Source organism: bacterium (assembly GCA_016716565.1).
Classification (GTDB): Bacteria; Bacteroidota; Ignavibacteria; order Ignavibacteriales; family Ignavibacteriaceae; genus IGN2.
The window spans coordinates 481,221-497,573 of record JADJWC010000001.1; the positions used below are offsets into that span (position 1 = coordinate 481,221).

A 16,353-nucleotide genomic window follows, 5' to 3' on the forward strand; every position below is an offset into this window, starting at 1 on the left:
GATTAAGTATTTAAACAAAAATACATCAATTAAAAATCATAATCTTTTATTGATTTGATGAAGTCCATCATTTTTTGGTGATGAGTTCCTTTCCAATATATTTTTTTGCAGGAAGGACATTCATAAAACTCAACTTGCTGCTTGGCGACTTTATGTGGAAGCTGACTGATTATTAATTCCTTTTTGACGGGCTTCAATAATTCATTGCACTCAACACATCGGGAAAATTCTTTTATTTCTTTATGGAGACTGAATCGATTAAGGATTTCTTTTACTTGTTCTTCAACTTTTATGCTTCGAACCCAGTAACCATGAGTAACATCGTTTCTCTTTAATATTCCTCTGTCTTTGGTAAGTATTGCTCTTCTCTCTGTTGATGATAATTGAACAATCTCATCATCATCAAAATTATTTTTATACAAAACGTCAAGTCCTATCATTCTTAAATACCTTGCCAATCTTCCAAGATGAACATCTGCAACGAACTTTGGTTTGCGAAGCGGCTTCGGTCGAAGGCGCTGAACTTCTGAAATGTCGAATGATTCAAACACAGGATAAACAGAAATATCGTCACCATCATTAATTAAATATTTGAAGTTCACTGATTTATCATTAATTAAAATCAAATCAACTTCTGTGTGAGGAACACCTAGAGATTCTATTAAATCTTTTACTGAAGTTCTGTCTATGTAATTATGTGTGAATCGTTTTTTCCTTTTTGCTTCGGGAAGAAATTCATTGAGCTCTTCGTAAAAACGTAAATAAACTTTGTGCATAAATTGTTATCAGATAGTCATTCAAAAATAATCTTATTATTAACATAAAATTTTCTAATTTTTGATATATGCTTCCCGAATTTGTTCAGCAGACGTTAAGAGCACTGCGTCATAAAAACTACAGACTTTTTTTTACCGGTCAGAGTATTTCGCTCATCGGTACGTGGATGCAGCAGGTTGCGCTCGGATGGCTTGTTTACCGCTTGACTGATTCTGCGTTTCTTCTGGGGCTTGTTGGATTTTCATCTCAGATACCAACGTTTATTCTGGCTTCTATCGCGGGTGTTTTGGCTGATAGGTACAGCAAACACAAAATAATTATTGCAACACAAATTCTTGCAATGATTCAGGCATCAATTCTTGCTTATCTTACTTTGTCTGACACTATTCAGATATGGCATATTCTACTTCTCAGTTTATTCTCCGGTTTGATAAATGCTTTTGATATGCCGACAAGACAGAGTTTTGTAATTGAAATGGTTGATGACAGAAATGATTTACCGAATGCGATAGCACTGAACTCATCTGTTTTTAATGCAGCCCGGTTAGTCGGACCAACATTAGCAGGTTTATTGATTACTGTTGTCGGCGAAGGGATTTGTTTTTTGGTGAATGCGATTAGCTATATTACAGTTATAGTTTCCTTATTGCTGATGAACATTCAGCCGCAAATTAATAACCAGCAGAATGGTAAGGTGCTTGAAGGATTGAAAGAAGGAATTAAGTACGCATATAACTTCAAACCGATCCGAACACTATTATTATTAATTGGATTGGTTAGTCTTACAGGAATGCCCTACACAGTTTTGATGCCAGTTTTTGCGCGTGATATTTTACATGGAGATGCTCATACGCTTGGTTTCCTTTTTGGTGCGGTTGGATTTGGAGCTTTTACGGGTGCGATTTATCTTGCTTCAAGAAAAACAGTTTTAGGACTTGCGAGATGGATTGCAGCCACAACAAGTATTTTTTCGCTCGGACTTTTATTCTTTTCTTTCTCAAGAAATGTTTATCTGTCAATTGGGCTAATGTATTTTACAGGTTTTGGAATGATGATGCAGATGGCATCCACAAACACTTTACTTCAAACTCTCGTTGATGATGATAAGCGCGGAAGAGTGATGAGTCTTTATGTTATGGCATTTATGGGAACCGCACCTTTCGGAAGTTTTATGGCCGGAACTCTGGCGAGCACTATCGGTGCGCCGTTTACAATTTTATCGAGTGGAATAATTTGTCTTACAGGAGCTTTGGTTTATTATAAAAATTTACCATCGTTAAGAAAAAGCATAAGACCAATTTACATCCAGAAAGGAATTCTGCCGGAAGTATCCAAAGGATTGCAATCATCCACTCATTTGAAAATGCCGCCGAATTGATTTTTCTGTATTAAAATCTCCACTTATAAATTTCTTGGTTTGATTGATCTTATCTATTGAATTGAACGGTTTAAAAACTTAACTTGTGACAACTATTTACAATCATCTAATAATTTTAGCGAATGGTCAAATCAAAAATATTTATCACTTTAATGATCCTCTGGACTGCTACTAATTTTGCTCAATGGTTTGTACTTGATGCAGGAACAGATGAAAAACTGCACTCGGTATTCTTTGTAGATGAAAACAACGGTTGGGTAGCAGGGAAGAATATTATTTTAAAAACCTCTGATAGTGGAAACGACTGGACTCAAATCCAAATTGCTGGAAATAATAACTCAATTCATTTCATTAATAATAATGTAGGATGGGTTTGTAGTAGTGATGGAAATATATTGAAAACTACTGACGGGGGATATAACTGGAATTTGAAACATAGTGAATCGGGTAAAGAACTTACCTCACTTACTTTTTATGACGAAAATTTTGGAATAGTTTCGGGCTATAATCGTACAATCCTCATTACAACAGACGGTGGTGAAAATTGGGAAAATGTTTTGCCAGAGAGCTATGATCATTTATTAAAAACTTTTATCTACTCTCCGAATCAAATGTATGTAATTGGCGGCAATGGATTAGTTTATCGCAGTTCCGATAATGGAGAAAGTTGGGATTCATTAAATGTTGGCATGCCAAATGCATTGTATGGAATTTCTTTTATCAGTTCAACAACCGGTTTTGCATTTGGCTGTTGTGGTGCTTATTTCAAAACTACAGACGGCGGTGATACCTGGCAGAACCACAATTATATTACTCCCGGCGACATAATTTATTCAAGCGATTTCGTGGATGAGAACACTGGCTGGGCAGTTGGTGAACTCGGCTGGCTTTTAAAGACAACTGACAGCGGAGAAACATGGTATCAAAATGGTCCGCAAATACAAGCGGAATTCAGATCAGTATTTTTTGTGAACGAAGAAATTGGTTTTGTCGTTGGTTCAAACGGAACAATTTTGAAAACAGTCAATGGCGGCGGATCATCGACGAGTGTTTCTGAGAATGGAGATTTAACTCCTGTTGCTTTTCGATTAAATCAAAATTATCCGAATCCATTTAATCCCAATACGGTAATAGGTTATCAGTTGCTGATGAGCAGTAATGTGTCTTTGAAAGTGTATAATTTGCTTGGTAATGAAGTTGCAATTCTGGTTAATGAATACAAACCAGCAGGCAGTTACGAATTTGAATACGACGCATCAGCACTTGCAAGCGGAATTTATTATTATCAGCTGATTACAGAATCCTTCAGTGAAACTAAAAAAATGGTCCTGATGAAATAAAATTTTGCTTTCTGCTTATTCCGCAAAAACACTTTTTATAAAATCAAACTCATCATTAGTTAATGGCTTATCCATCGCTGACAAATTAACTTTTACTTGATGAAGGTTTCTGAAGCCGGGAATTACAGCACCAACAAATTTATAATGTAGCAAATACTGCTGGGCAACTCTTGCCAGTTCTTCAGTTGAAGCACCAAATCTTGCTTTTATCTTGCTCAACTGAACTTCAAGCTTTACGAGATTTTCATATGAGAATCTTGATAATCCTTTCCTGTGGTCTCCATTTTCAAACTGCGGCGGATTTTCTTTTTTGTATTTATCGAGAAGCAACCCTTCATACAAAGGTCTGAATGCGACAAAAGAAATCTGATTTTCTTCCATCAATTTTCTTGTTGGATTTCCATCATCGATGAAAGCTCTTTCAACAGGGTTAGCAAAACTTTGTAGCACATCCGGCTTCACTTTTGGAATTAATTTAACAAAATCTTTGTGTGAATAAGCTGATTGTCCTATTAGTCTGATCTTTCCTTCTTCTTTAAGTTTGTACATTACTTCAACTGCATCATCAAGATATTCACCTTTGTCGCCAAACCATCCATGATGGAAATAGTAAAGATCAATATAATCTCTTTTCAGATTGATGAGCGATTGCTCACATTGATGACGGATATGTGACGGTTCGTAAGCGTTTGCTGCTGTTCCCGGGAACCACCCGATTTTTGTAGCGATTATAAAATTATTTGTTCTGTTACCTAGAATTCTTGCGAGCATTCTTTCCGCGCGACCGTTTCCATAAACATCTGCATTGTCGAAGTGATTAACTCCGTGATCGATCGCATAATTTATTGCTTCGGCAACTTCTCTTTCATCCACATTTGCCCAGCCATTTGGATCGCCGTTAACCCAATTAAGTCCGCCCATCGTCCAGCAGCCGAGAGATATTTCTGAAACTTCAATATTTGATTTTCCTAGTTTTCTGTATTTCATTTTTCTTCCTCTAATATTTTTTTACTGAGATTATAAACTTCATCTATAGTAATATCATTAATATTTTCTGTTTTTGATTTGATATAGTATTTATTTTCTCCACGCGGTGCCCATTCTGCAGGATTAGTTGGACCAAATAAAGAAATGATCTTTGCATGAGCAAAACCTGCGATGTGCATCGAACCCGTATCGTTAGTTATATAAAGATCAATCAACGATAGAGTCGCACCCAGCTTTTTTATCGGTAAGTCTATTAATGTGTGGCAATTAAGTTTAACTCCGCGTAATTCATTTTCAATTTCCTTAATCTGTTCGGCATCAACTTTTCCTGCTGTTAGCAGAATGTTGCAATTAAATTGTGAGTGTAATTTTTTTATTAGTTCAACAAAATTCTTTGTCGGCCACATATTTTCTTTTTTTCCTGCCCCAGGATGAATGCCAACTATCTTTCGGTTTTTGTCAGGGAAAATATTTTCAAAAAGGTTCTTTGCATCGCTTATTTCTTCGGCCGAAAAATTGAATCTGATAGTTCGCCTTTCTTCTTCAGTCAAATCACATCCAATTTGTCTAACGATGTCAAGATTCCTTTCTAACTGATGTAAGTTCTTCCAGACAAAATCGGATTTAACATTTAAGAATTTATGTGATTTGTTTTCAATGCCATCAACAGATTTCACCCCAACTCTAATTTTTGCTCCCGAAATGGAATTAATTATATGTGAAGTTCTGGATACCTTAATTGTTGATGGAACAATTCCAAGCTGGTATTTCCTTTCACGAAGTTTTCGGAAAAACTTAAGAATAGAGGTAAAATTTTGCTTATCAAAAATTATTACACGATCAAGAAATGGATTCAATTCAAATAAGGGAATTTCATAACTTGTTTTTGCAGCAACGAGAGTGATTTTTGAATCGGGATATTTTTTTTTCAATGCAGCATACAAAGTAAGCGAACAGAGCATATCACCAATATGATTATGCTGACGGACAACAAGAATATTTTTAACTTTTTCTCCCTCTGAATTTTTTGACTGTTGAGGAATGGAATTAAGAATCGAGCTCATTAAGATCGTCCAGATCTTTTTTTCTTCCGGAAGCTCTTTTATTCTTTATTAAATCTTCTTTGCTGATAAAATAAAGATCCTGATCTCCATATTTACCTGTAACCTTTCTCTGCCAGGCGTCATCAAAATTTACTCCATCAATTGATGTCAGAATATCGATTCTATATGGTGGTTCACCAAGCTGTATCACCTTATCCTTTTTCAATAAGTCTTCAGCGCTGATGGCTGAAATATCAAATCCAAATTCTTTCAGACCAGCAATAATTTTATCAACATTTATTTTTGTAGAAAGGGTGAAGATGTCGATAGCATTTGTAAATCTTGGGAAGGCATGGATTGCAAAAGCATAACCACCAACTACGAGATACTTAACTTCGTTTTTGTTCAGTAACTCTATAAAATCTTCGAAGTCTTTTACTAATTTCATCTTTATTAATATTGAATAATTTAAAGTAAGATTCCCTGATTGTCTCTAGAGCGCTGAGTTTAAATTCTATAGTTGCATCGCTCCAAAATTTTTTTTCTTCTTTATACTGATTCAGATCTTTCAAATCGAATATTTTTATTTTATTCTTCATTTTAATGTTACAACTTCGTTGAATCTAATAAATTAACTTACACATTATTAAATCTTAGAAAAAGAAACTCTACTTCCTAATATCAAGCCACTTAGCAACGTCTTTTGCAAAATAAGTTAATATCATATCAGCACCGGCACGTTTTATAGCCGTCAAAGATTCAATCATAACTCTTTCTTCATCTATCCAGCCGTTTTGTCCTGCCGCTTTTATCATAGAAAATTCACCACTTACCTGGTATGCTGCTGTGGGCATTCCGAATTTTTCTTTTACTTTTCTTATTACGTCGAGATATGGACCTGCTGGTTTCACCATAACTATATCTGCACCTTCTTCGATATCGGTTTCAACTTCACGAAGCGCTTCGTTGATATTTCCAATATCCATTTGATGAGATCTCCTATCACCAAATGCCGGAGTTGATTCGGCTGCATCTCTGAATGGTCCGTAATATCCGGAAGCATATTTGGCCGCATAACTCATTATCGGGATTCTGGTGTATCCTTTGTAATCAAGCGCTTTGCGAATTGCAAGAACTCTTCCATCCATCATATCGGATGGAGCGACCATATCAGCGCCGGCTTCAACGTGCGAAACAGCTTCTTTAGCCAGCACTGCAATTGTTTCATCATTCAGAATATCTTCGCCTGCTAAAATTCCGCAATGCCCGTGAGAGGTGTATTCACAAAGACAAACATCAGTAATAATTAATAGATCATTAATTTCCTTTTTGATTGCTTTAATTGCTTGCTGAATAATTCCATTTGGATTGTACGCATCGCTGCCTTGTTCATCTTTATGTTCAGGAATACCAAATAGGATTACAGCGGGAATTCCGAGATCACGAACTTCTTTGCACTCTTTAACAAGGTTCTCTACAGAAAGTTGAAAAACTCCGGGCATTGATTTAACCGGTTTTTTCACGTTATTTCCGGGTACGATGAAGAGGGGATAAATCAAATCGTTTTTAGTCAGAACGGTTTCTCTAACCATATCTCTGACAATCGGATTATAGCGTAATCTTCTGAAACGTTTGAAGTTAAAGTTTTTTTCTGACATTTTCTTCTCCGGAATGTATAATGTAAAATTTATAATGTATAATTGATCAAATATTATTTTTTGAACTTTTAATAATCGTGGTTAATAGTTTAATTAATTCTTCGCAATCAATTTGAATACTTTCCGATTCTTTTTTATCCAAATGATTTGTTGCAGTCAAAAGTCTAATCCAATATTCTGATTCGCGAGCCTCTTTTAATGAAATTCCAAGCTTATTTATAAAATCCTTTTTGGTGTATGCACTTTGTGCCTCGGTAATATTAGCGCCAATAGACGTTCCTGATCTTAATAGTTGCTTTAATAATGGTTCAAAATTCCGATTTTTATTAATCAAATACTCATACAATTTCACAATTCGAATTGAAAATTTAAAACTCTTCTCCAGCACAACATTCCCATATTTCACTTCCTTTTCGAAAACAAACATAATTCTACATTCTACATTATAAATTATACATTCAATAGCTGTTTAATTTTATTTGCTATTAATTCTGAGTTCTTAATGCAATCTCCAACAGAAATTCCCCCACGGTAATTTCCTCCAAGAACAATTCCTTTATTTTGCTTCTCGAAGTGATCGAAGAAATTTTCGTGCTCAACATAACCAAGATTGTACTGAGGGATTGCTTTAGGCCAAAGTCTTTTCGAGATCAAAACCGGCTCGGCACTTATTTTCATTATCAGCTCAAACTCTCTTCGCGCACGATCGATAACCATCTGTTCGACATCATCAACAAAGCCAGCATCACGAGATCCACCAATAAATAAAGTAAAAGCTGCCGTGTTCTCATCCGAACGATTTGGGAATATGACAGAGCTCCAGATGGCACCGAGAAAAGATTTTTCTTCTTTTTCGGGGATTAAAAATCCAAAACCATCAAGCGGTTGTCCAACATTCTTTCTTTCATAGACAAGATAAAGAACCAGCACCGGCGGATAATAAATTTCATTTAAGTGTTTAGCTAAATTTTCATCAAAATGTCCGAACAATTCGGCTGCCTTGTAAGCCGGAACAGTTGAAAGAACAACATCCGCAAGCAATGTTAGGTTCTGATTGCCGTCTCTGAAAGTCACACCGTAATTTCCTTCGGCGGTACTGCGTATAGAAGTAACTTCGACTCCCGTACTAACACGATTACCAAGTGTTTCTGTAATTGCATCAGGCAGCACTTTCATTCCATCTTTGAATGAAAACATTTTTGCACTTTGCTTGGACACCTCCTTGCTTTTCTTTCTTTTGCGGATGCTTCTGATTGTTCCAAGAATCAATCCACCATATTCTTCTTCAAGAGCATAAAGTTTTGGAAAAGCTGATTTGACGCTTAATTCCTCGGGACGTCCGGCATATACTCCCGCAACAAACGGGTTGATTGCATAATCTAAAAATTCTTTTCCTAGTCTACGTGTAACAAATTCAGCAATGCTTTGATAATAGCCATCTTTCGATCTTCCGATAAACGGCTCAGCTAGCAACCTCAATTTTGCTTTACCGGAAAAAAGTTTTGTTTTCAAAAATGATGGTGGTGACATTGGAAGTGCGTGAAGTTGTCCGTTCCGCAAAATGTATCTTTTATTTCCTTCACGGTTGGCATAAACAAACTGATCTTGGAGATTTAAATCTTTTATAAGCTGCTGGATAAGAGGAGTAGTTTCAAGTCCGCTGTTCGGCCCTCTGTCAAAAAGAAATCCATCTGCAGAAACAGTTTCAATCGAACCGCCGACTTTATCTTTCTGCTCAAGCACAATTACATCGTATCCTTCTTTAAATAGAAGGTAAGCAGTGGTTAAGCCTGAAATACCGGCGCCGATTATTACTATTTTTTTGTTAGAAGGCATTAAAGTTTTTGCGTTAATCAGGTGCAAATTTAACAATTTAGTCTATACTTTGAGAAGTAAAAAACCAGTCTAAAACGTTTCGAACAACTATTTCTTTTTACTTCAGTTTGATTCTTTCCCTTATTAAAACTAAACTTGCTGAAAGCAATAACGCTTTCTCGGAATTATTAAAGGAATATTTATGAGCACCCGCAAACCTATCACCGTACTATGTGTTTCATCTTATGAAAAAGGCCACGACTTTATGCGCGAGTGTAAAGAACAGGGCTGTCGTGTTCTTTTGCTCACATCAAAAAGTCTGGAAACAGCTCCATGGCCAAAGGAAGTTATCGACGATATTTTTTATATGCCGGATAAAAATAAAGAATGGAATATGCGCGATGTTATTTACGGCGTGAGTTTTCTTGCTAGAAAAGAAAAAATTGATCGCATAGTTGCGCTTGATGATTTTGATGTTGAAAAAGCTGCTGCATTGAGAGAGCATCTTCGCATTCCCGGAATGGGAGATACAACTGCACGATATTTCAGAGATAAGCTTGCAATGAGAATGAGAGCTCAGGAAATGGAAATTCCTGTTCCCGAATTCATTCACGTTTTGAATCATAATGAAATAAATGAATTTGCAGAGAAAGTTTCCTTTCCTTATATGATAAAGCCGAGACTGCTTGCAGGTGCGCACGGATTGAAAAAAGTTCACAACAAAGAAGAAATGTGGAACCGCATAAATCATCTTGGTGATGAACAGTCTTTCTTCTTGATGGAAAGATTTGTTCCCGGGAACATCTATCATGTTGATTCGATTATTTATGAGCACGAAGTTCGATTTGCAATTGCGAGTCAGTACGGTAAACCTCCGTTTGAAGTCGCACACGAAGGAAGAGTTTTCACCAGCAGAACAATTGAAAGAGGAAGCAAAAAAGAACAGCAGCTTCTTGATACGAATGAAAAATTAATGAAAGCACTTGGTATGCTTCGTGGAGTTTCTCACACGGAATTTATTGAGTCTGATAAAGATGGCAAGTTATATTTTCTTGAAACATCTGCACGAGTCGGCGGAGCGAATCTTTCCGAGCTTGTGCTTGCTGCATCGGGAATTAATTTGTGGCGTGAGTGGGCAAAGATAGAAATTTTAAGAGGGGAAGGAGAGTATCAGTACCCAGAAGTTAAAAATGATTATGCCGGAATTATTACTTCACTTTCAAAACAGGAATGGCCGGATCTCTCTTCTTACAACGATCCGGAAATTGTTTGGCGATTGGACAAGGCATACCATGCAGGATTTGTAATTCGATCAAAGCATTACAAGGTTGTTGAAGAGATGCTGGAGAAATACACCGAGAGATTCTATAAAGATTTCTTCACTACTGCGCCGATGAAGGAAAGACCGAGCGATTGATCAGAAAGAGTAGTTAAAGTTGGTAGGCATTTCGTCCCAGGTTCTTCCTTCGAGTTCTCTTCCATTTCTCTTTTTCTGAACGCCGCCCCATTGTTTAAAGAAGAAGGGAACATTTTGCTTCAAACATTTATTTCTAATTGAAATAACCCACTCCTCTTTCATTGGTCTAGCTTTTGGACCCGACTCTCCACCAACGATGACCCAGTCAATATTTTTTAAGCTGAATCTGTAAACGGGACCAATAAGAGGTTCAATGGATAAAAATTTTATTGTTGCGTCTGTTTCACTTAGGTCTTTTATTCTAAATGTATAGTCCTGATTCTCAACACTCACACCCATCCAAATGTTTTTACTCCAGGAAGATATTTATCAAGTTCTATTAATCGATCAGATCTTTTTGTTAGGACTTGAAAAATATGCCAATGAGCTTTGTTCATTGTTTCAAATACTTTAAGTATAAAATCGAGAGGAACATTTTTATGAAACAGATCGCTCATTGAGTTAACGAAAATTACCTGTGGTTTTCTCCATTGGAGTGGAAGGTTTACAACATGATCATGCGTAGCCAATTTGAATCCATTCTCATAATTTTCCGAACCCATAGCTTTAAGTCTTTTAGCCATTCTCTCAGCATAACAATTTTTACAGCCCGGACTTATCTTGTTACATCCAGTAACAGGATTCCAGGTTGATTCTGTCCATTCTATTGAAGATTTTAGTGCCATATTTATTTTTTAAGAATATAGTTCGCGATGTTTAAAGCTGCCTTTGCTCCTCTTTCATTTGCTGCCGCAAAACATAATAGATACAACGGATTATTACGAGAATTAAATAAAGGTAAAGGATTATCAGCAACACCCGCAAAAATTGTTTTCAATCTATTAGTAAAATACTTAGAAATTTTATTGAAGTCACCAATTTTTCTAGTCTTCTGTTCAGAGCCAAATAAGGATTCTGATTCCTCTTCCATATAAAATTCACTCATCCAATCATCAGATCCAAATATTTTATCCAATCTTTCCTTTATTTTAGGATTAATTACACCATCCTTCCGCAAAAGTCGATTAACTGCAACACCAAGAGGAAAAAGAATCCAAACGTCGATAGCTTTTGTTGCTGCCAACGCTTTAATAGTATTCCACTCAACTTGCATTCCATATGGGTCAAGAAAGACAACGGCCCGAAATTTTTTCCAATCTACTCGATTACATACTTTGAGCAAATATTTATTTGCATCTTCATTTTTAATTAATATATCCTTAGTTAATTCAGGAAATTCAGATTTTAATTCATTTAAACTTTCAATTCTTTCCTTATCTTGCTCAATGAAAATATATCTATTGAATTGCGGTGAATTTTGAAGTGCAATTTTAGCGGATCCATCATAAAATTCTTGAACTTCGATCTCTTCAAAAAAGGGCAGTAGCAGTAAATCAGCCTCCTCTTCTTTTCCCTTACGATATCCAGTACCAGCAAAGGCATCGATATAAATTGTTTTATAAAACTTTGCTCTTGGATTAGTTGTGAAAATTTTAGTGTATGCTGAAAGGTATTTTTTCAAATTTTCTAACTTCTTATCAGTCCAAGAGCCTCCAAATTCGTGAACCTTTTGAGTCATATAATATTTTTCCCATTAAATTTTAGTTTTGAGAAAGCCACAAAACTTTTTTAAACCGTCCTCGAATATTTTGCTTTATCTTCTTTTCTTTCAATATATCCGTCAAAGTTCATTGCGATATTTCGGATGAGAAGTCTGCCCATATCTTTTACTTTAAAGCCATCATTATTCATCACAATTAATTCATCGGCTTCAAATTCTTTTAGATTGTTCAATCCCCATTTAAAGTAATCCTTAAACTTAATCTTAAACTTATCCTCGATTGATTTGAAGTTCAGCTCGAAGTCGCACATAATTCTCATTATCACTTCGTGACGGATATGGTCGTCTTCGTTCAGCTTGTAGCCCTTTGTTGTGGGGATGGTTTCGTTGTCCAATGCAGTATAATATTCTTTTTCTGTCTTGAAATTCTGCGCGTAAATATTTTTCAACTGACTGATCGCGGTAATTCCAAATGCATAAAGATCAGCTCCTGCGTTTGTGCTGTATCCCTGGAAGTTTCTGTAAAGTTTTTTTTCCTTCATTGCAATAGTCAATTCATCATCCGGTTTTGCAAAATGATCCATTCCAATAAATTCATATCCAGCACTTGTGAGTTTTTCAATGCTCATCTTCAGGATTTCCAGCTTCTCTTCGGGCTTTGGCAGATCTTCTTCGTGAATTAGCGCCATATGTTTTTTCATCCATGGAACGTGTGCATAGTTGAACAGCGCAATCCTGTCGGGAGAAATATCAATTATCTTTTCAACTGTATCTTCAAACGATTTTGTTGTTTGGAAGGGGAGTCCGTATATAAGATCAAGATTTATGCTGTGATATTTTAATTCTCTTACCCAGTTAACAACTTTTCTCGTCAAATCTTCCGGCTGAATTCTGTTAACTGCCTTCTGAACTAGCTCATTAAAATCTTGCACGCCCATACTTATTCTGTTAAATCCATTTTTTCTTAAAGCTTCAAGATGTTCTTTTGTCAGTTCACGAGGATCAATCTCGCAACTGTTCTCAGAATCTTCATTAAACTCAAAAGATTGATTGATGTATGATGCAAGCTTTTCAATTTCTTCCGGCTTGAGATGAGTTGGGGTTCCACCACCCCAATGATGCTGTGCAACTTTTCTATCAGGAAGCAAATATGTTCTGAGAAGATCAATTTCTTTTTGAACGTACTTTATATATTCATCAATTCTTTCTCTGTTTCGAGTAACAAGCATATTACATCCGCAGAAAAAGCAGAGTGTATCGCAGTAGGGAATATGAAAGTAGAGTGAAAGGTCGGGAAGATTTTTTCCGTAATTGGTTTTTACTATTTCATCAACAAACTCAGCGTGAGTGAATTGCTCGTTGAATTGCGGAGCCGTCGGGTAGCTTGTGTACCGCGGTCCGGGTTTATCGTACTTCTTGAATTTTTTTAAGTCAACTGTAAACATATCTGTTCCAGAAATTAACAATTAAAAATTAACAATGAATAATTATGTTTTTAACTTAATGTTTTTAATAATAGATGTAAGCAGTTTAATTAATTCCAAACAATCATTTAAAAGACTTTCAAATTCTTTCTTGTCAAGAATTTCTGATTTGTAAAATAATTTTAACCAAAATTCTGTTTCGTATGCTTCCTTTAAACTTATTCTTAATTTATTTCTGAAATCTGCTTTGCTTGCCGCAGCTTGTGATTCTGAAATATTTGCACCTATTGATGTCCCCGAATCAAGTAATTGATTATATAAAGAGAGTAGGTATTTATCTTTTTTAACTAAATATTTATAGCATTTAACAATTCGGACAGCAAAGGAAAAACTCTTTTTAACTACTGGATTTTCTACATTTCTCATTGGCCACCCTAATTGTTAATTATAAATTGTTCATTGTTAATTATGGTAATGTCCACTTTCCTCCTTCACATAATTAACTAATACTTTGACGTTCGCAGGATCAATATCCGGCAGAATACCATGCCCCAGATTAAAAATGTGTCCGTGTCCTTTATCAAATGATTCGAGAACTTTCCTTGCTTCTCTCTTTATGAAATTAGGATCAGCATAAAGAACAGTCGGATCGAGGTTTCCCTGGATAGCAACTTTATCTCCAATTTTTCTTTTTACTTTTTCAAGTTCAAGAGTCCAGTCAACGCTGATAGCATCAGCACCAACTTCTTTAAGCTCATGCATCAGATAATGAACACCCTTTGGAAAATAAATTATCGGCTCATCTTTTCGTTTTATTTCGGAAATTAATTGATGAACATATCTTAATGCAAAAACCTGGTAATCTCTTGGTGAAAGCATTCCCGCCCAAGTATCAAATATCTGAACAAGATTTGCACCGGCTTCAATCTGTGCAGACAAATAAGCTGCCGTTGTTTTTGTAATTTTATCCAGAAGAGTATGTGCAAGCTCAGGATTTCCGTATATAAGTTTTTTTACTTTTGAAAATGATTTTGATCCTTGACCTTCAACCATGTATGTGAGAATTGTCCACGGTGCACCTGCAAACCCAATTACGGGAACTCTTCCGTTCAATTCTTTTTTAGTGAGAGAGATCGCATCCAAAACATATTTTAATTCTTTTGATGGATCCGGGGTTTTCAGATTATCAACATCATCTTTTGATTGAATGGCTGCAGAAAAAACAGGACCTTTTCCTTCGTGAATTTCAAGATGCATTCCCATGGCTTCTGGAATTACAAGTATATCCGAAAAAATAATTGCAGCATCAACTCCAATAATTTCCACAGGTTGAATTGTAACTTCTGCTGCAAGCTCCGGGGTTTTACACATTGTTAGAAAGTCATGCTTTGCACGGACTGCCCGATATTCAGGTAAATATCTTCCGGCCTGGCGCATAATCCAGATCGGTGTTCGTTCTGTAGGTAAACGTTTAGCGGCTCTTATAATTAGATCATTCTGTAATTTCAAACTTTCTCCTTGTGATTATTGTAGTATTCTACAATTTTTTTTGTTAACCCGTTTATTGTGAATTCATCCGGAAGAATTTTCACTTTGACTTTTTTTGATTCGATGGCATCTTTTGTTGTCGGTCCAATTGCAGCGATATCAAATTTATTGAAGTACTGAAATGGATTTTTCACATCAGCAATCTGTAAAAAATTTTCGAATGTTGACGGACTTGTGAAAATGAACAAGTCAACTTGAGTAGAATCTAATTGCTGAAGACTCGTTCTTACATTTTCTCCCGAAGGAATTGCAACATTGTAAACAGGAACTGATTTAATAATTGCACCGAGATCTTTTAGTCCCATAGGCAATTCTTCTCTTCCAATTGCTGAACGAGGTATGAAAACAACCTTGTTCTTCAAATTATATTTTGATAAAGCCTCAATAACACCTGCCGCACTAAATTTATCAGGAATGATGTTAACGTTAATATTGTTTTTGTGACAGTATGATGAAGTTTTATTCCCGACAGCAACAACTTTCGTCCTGTTATAATTAATTAAAGCTCCGATTTCTTTGCATCTTTTGGAGAACATTTGAACAGCGTGGACAGAAGTAAAAATTATGAAATCAATTTTTTCGGGATGAGCAACAACCGAATCAAACTTACTCCAATCAGATGGTGGAACAATATCGAGTGTAGGAACGATAATAACATTTGCACCAAGACTTGTTAGTGCAGTCGCTGATTCTTTTGACTGCTCAATTGTTCTTGTGATAACAATTGTTTTTCCTTTTAGCGGAAGCTCTTTGATATTGTTGAAACCGGAATAAAGTCCGTGCAAAATAAAATCAAAAATTTCCTCTCTTTCTTTAGAAACTTTTTCATCAGGAATGTTTTCATTAATTCCCCGCTGAACGGCACCATAAATACTTCCAAATATGAGGCTGATAGCAAATTCTTCATCAACTTTTCTAAAAACACCTTCGGCCTCACCTCTCGAAATGATCTGCATTATCATCTGCTTCATCTGCTTTTCGAGAGAAAGCATATCTTCGCAAAATGAATTTTGCTTGTTAAGAGTTTCTCTTTGATAGATCAGAAAAAATTTGCGATGCTTCATCATGAACATATAAAGATGAACTACGAAGGCACGGAGAGAATCGATACTGTTTTGTTCCGATTCAATTTTTTGTCTGAGAATTGAAAGCAGACTTTCCATCCTCGTATGCATTATCGTAAAGTAAAGCTCTTCCTTCGAAGTGAAATAATTATAGACAGTTCCTTTTGCAACTGAAATTAATTTTGCAACATCATCCATCATTACTTCGTGATAATGTTTCGTAGAAAACAGTTCGGCGGCTGCTTCAAGTATTCTTTCGCGCTTCTTTTCTCTTTTTATTTCACGCTTTTCTTTTAGCATTA

The 16,353-nt window shown here is 35.9% G+C and carries 15 protein-coding genes and 1 pseudogene; 3 read left to right on the forward strand and 13 right to left on the reverse strand.

Annotation, left to right across the window (positions count from 1 at the left end; genetic code table 11):
- Positions 1–29: 29 nt before the first annotated feature.
- On the reverse strand, positions 30–776 hold the full coding sequence (locus IPM14_02215) for a Mut7-C ubiquitin/RNAse domain-containing protein (protein MBK9096936.1): 747 nt from the start codon (positions 774–776) through the stop codon (positions 30–32).
- 68 nt (positions 777–844) lie between these two features.
- Between IPM14_02215 and IPM14_02220 the strand changes: the two genes are divergently transcribed.
- Both IPM14_02220 and IPM14_02225 read left to right on the forward strand, forming a co-directional pair.
- Positions 845–2,155 (forward strand): MFS transporter, encoded by a 1,311-nt coding sequence (locus IPM14_02220; GenBank protein ID MBK9096937.1) that lies wholly within the window; start codon positions 845–847, stop codon positions 2,153–2,155.
- Between the two features lie 122 nt (positions 2,156–2,277).
- Positions 2,278–3,495 (forward strand): T9SS type A sorting domain-containing protein, encoded by a 1,218-nt coding sequence (locus tag IPM14_02225; GenBank protein MBK9096938.1) that lies wholly within the window; start codon positions 2,278–2,280, stop codon positions 3,493–3,495.
- Between the two features lie 15 nt (positions 3,496–3,510).
- Here IPM14_02225 and IPM14_02230 read toward each other — a convergent pair whose 3' ends face one another.
- The 6 genes from IPM14_02230 to hemG all read right to left on the reverse strand — a co-directional run bounded on the left by IPM14_02230 (position 3,511) and on the right by hemG (position 9,019).
- The gene (locus IPM14_02230) at positions 3,511–4,482 is read right to left on the reverse strand and encodes an aldo/keto reductase (GenBank protein MBK9096939.1); all 972 of its coding nucleotides are present in this window, start codon (positions 4,480–4,482) and stop codon (positions 3,511–3,513) included.
- A complete protein-coding gene (locus IPM14_02235; GenBank protein ID MBK9096940.1) occupies positions 4,479–5,546 on the reverse strand; it encodes a glycosyltransferase family 9 protein in 1,068 nt (355 codons plus the stop codon). The genes IPM14_02230 and IPM14_02235 overlap by 4 nt, the downstream gene beginning before the upstream one ends.
- Entirely contained in the window at positions 5,530–5,973 is a 444-nt protein-coding gene (locus IPM14_02240) for a hypothetical protein (protein MBK9096941.1), read from the reverse strand. Before IPM14_02240 ends, IPM14_02235 begins: the two co-directional genes overlap by 17 nt.
- A gap of 220 nt (positions 5,974–6,193) precedes the next feature.
- Positions 6,194–7,183 carry a porphobilinogen synthase gene (hemB, locus tag IPM14_02245; protein MBK9096942.1) on the reverse strand — a complete coding sequence of 330 codons (990 nt, stop codon included), beginning with the start codon at positions 7,181–7,183 and terminating at the stop codon, positions 6,194–6,196.
- 46 nt (positions 7,184–7,229) lie between these two features.
- Positions 7,230–7,610, reverse strand: coding sequence for a four helix bundle protein (locus IPM14_02250; protein ID MBK9096943.1), 381 nt, complete (start codon positions 7,608–7,610; stop codon positions 7,230–7,232).
- Positions 7,611–7,633: 23 nt separating this feature from the next.
- Positions 7,634–9,019, reverse strand: a complete 1,386-nt coding sequence (gene hemG, locus IPM14_02255) for a protoporphyrinogen oxidase (protein ID MBK9096944.1) — start codon at positions 9,017–9,019, stop codon at positions 7,634–7,636.
- Between the two features lie 181 nt (positions 9,020–9,200).
- Between hemG and IPM14_02260 the strand changes: the two genes are divergently transcribed.
- Positions 9,201–10,415, forward strand: coding sequence for an ATP-grasp domain-containing protein (locus IPM14_02260; GenBank protein MBK9096945.1), 1,215 nt, complete (start codon positions 9,201–9,203; stop codon positions 10,413–10,415).
- Here IPM14_02260 and IPM14_02265 read toward each other — a convergent pair.
- From IPM14_02265 to IPM14_02290, 6 genes and pseudogenes are all read right to left on the reverse strand, one after another.
- Positions 10,416–11,140 (reverse strand): annotated as a pseudogene (locus tag IPM14_02265) (phage Gp37/Gp68 family protein). It lies immediately after the preceding gene.
- Positions 11,141–11,142: 2 nt separating this feature from the next.
- Positions 11,143–12,033 (reverse strand): three-Cys-motif partner protein TcmP, encoded by an 891-nt coding sequence (tcmP, locus tag IPM14_02270; GenBank protein ID MBK9096946.1) that lies wholly within the window; start codon positions 12,031–12,033, stop codon positions 11,143–11,145.
- A 50-nt stretch (positions 12,034–12,083) separates the two neighbouring features.
- Entirely contained in the window at positions 12,084–13,460 is a 1,377-nt protein-coding gene (gene hemN / locus IPM14_02275) for an oxygen-independent coproporphyrinogen III oxidase (GenBank protein ID MBK9096947.1), read from the reverse strand.
- A 42-nt stretch (positions 13,461–13,502) separates the two neighbouring features.
- Positions 13,503–13,865, reverse strand: coding sequence for a four helix bundle protein (locus IPM14_02280; GenBank protein MBK9096948.1), 363 nt, complete (start codon positions 13,863–13,865; stop codon positions 13,503–13,505).
- Positions 13,866–13,901: 36 nt separating this feature from the next.
- The gene (locus tag IPM14_02285; protein ID MBK9096949.1) at positions 13,902–14,948 is read right to left on the reverse strand and encodes a uroporphyrinogen decarboxylase; all 1,047 of its coding nucleotides are present in this window, start codon (positions 14,946–14,948) and stop codon (positions 13,902–13,904) included.
- A complete protein-coding gene (locus IPM14_02290; GenBank protein ID MBK9096950.1) occupies positions 14,945–16,351 on the reverse strand; it encodes a uroporphyrinogen-III synthase in 1,407 nt (468 codons plus the stop codon). The genes IPM14_02285 and IPM14_02290 overlap by 4 nt, the downstream gene beginning before the upstream one ends.
- Between the last annotated feature and the right edge of the window lie 2 nt (positions 16,352–16,353).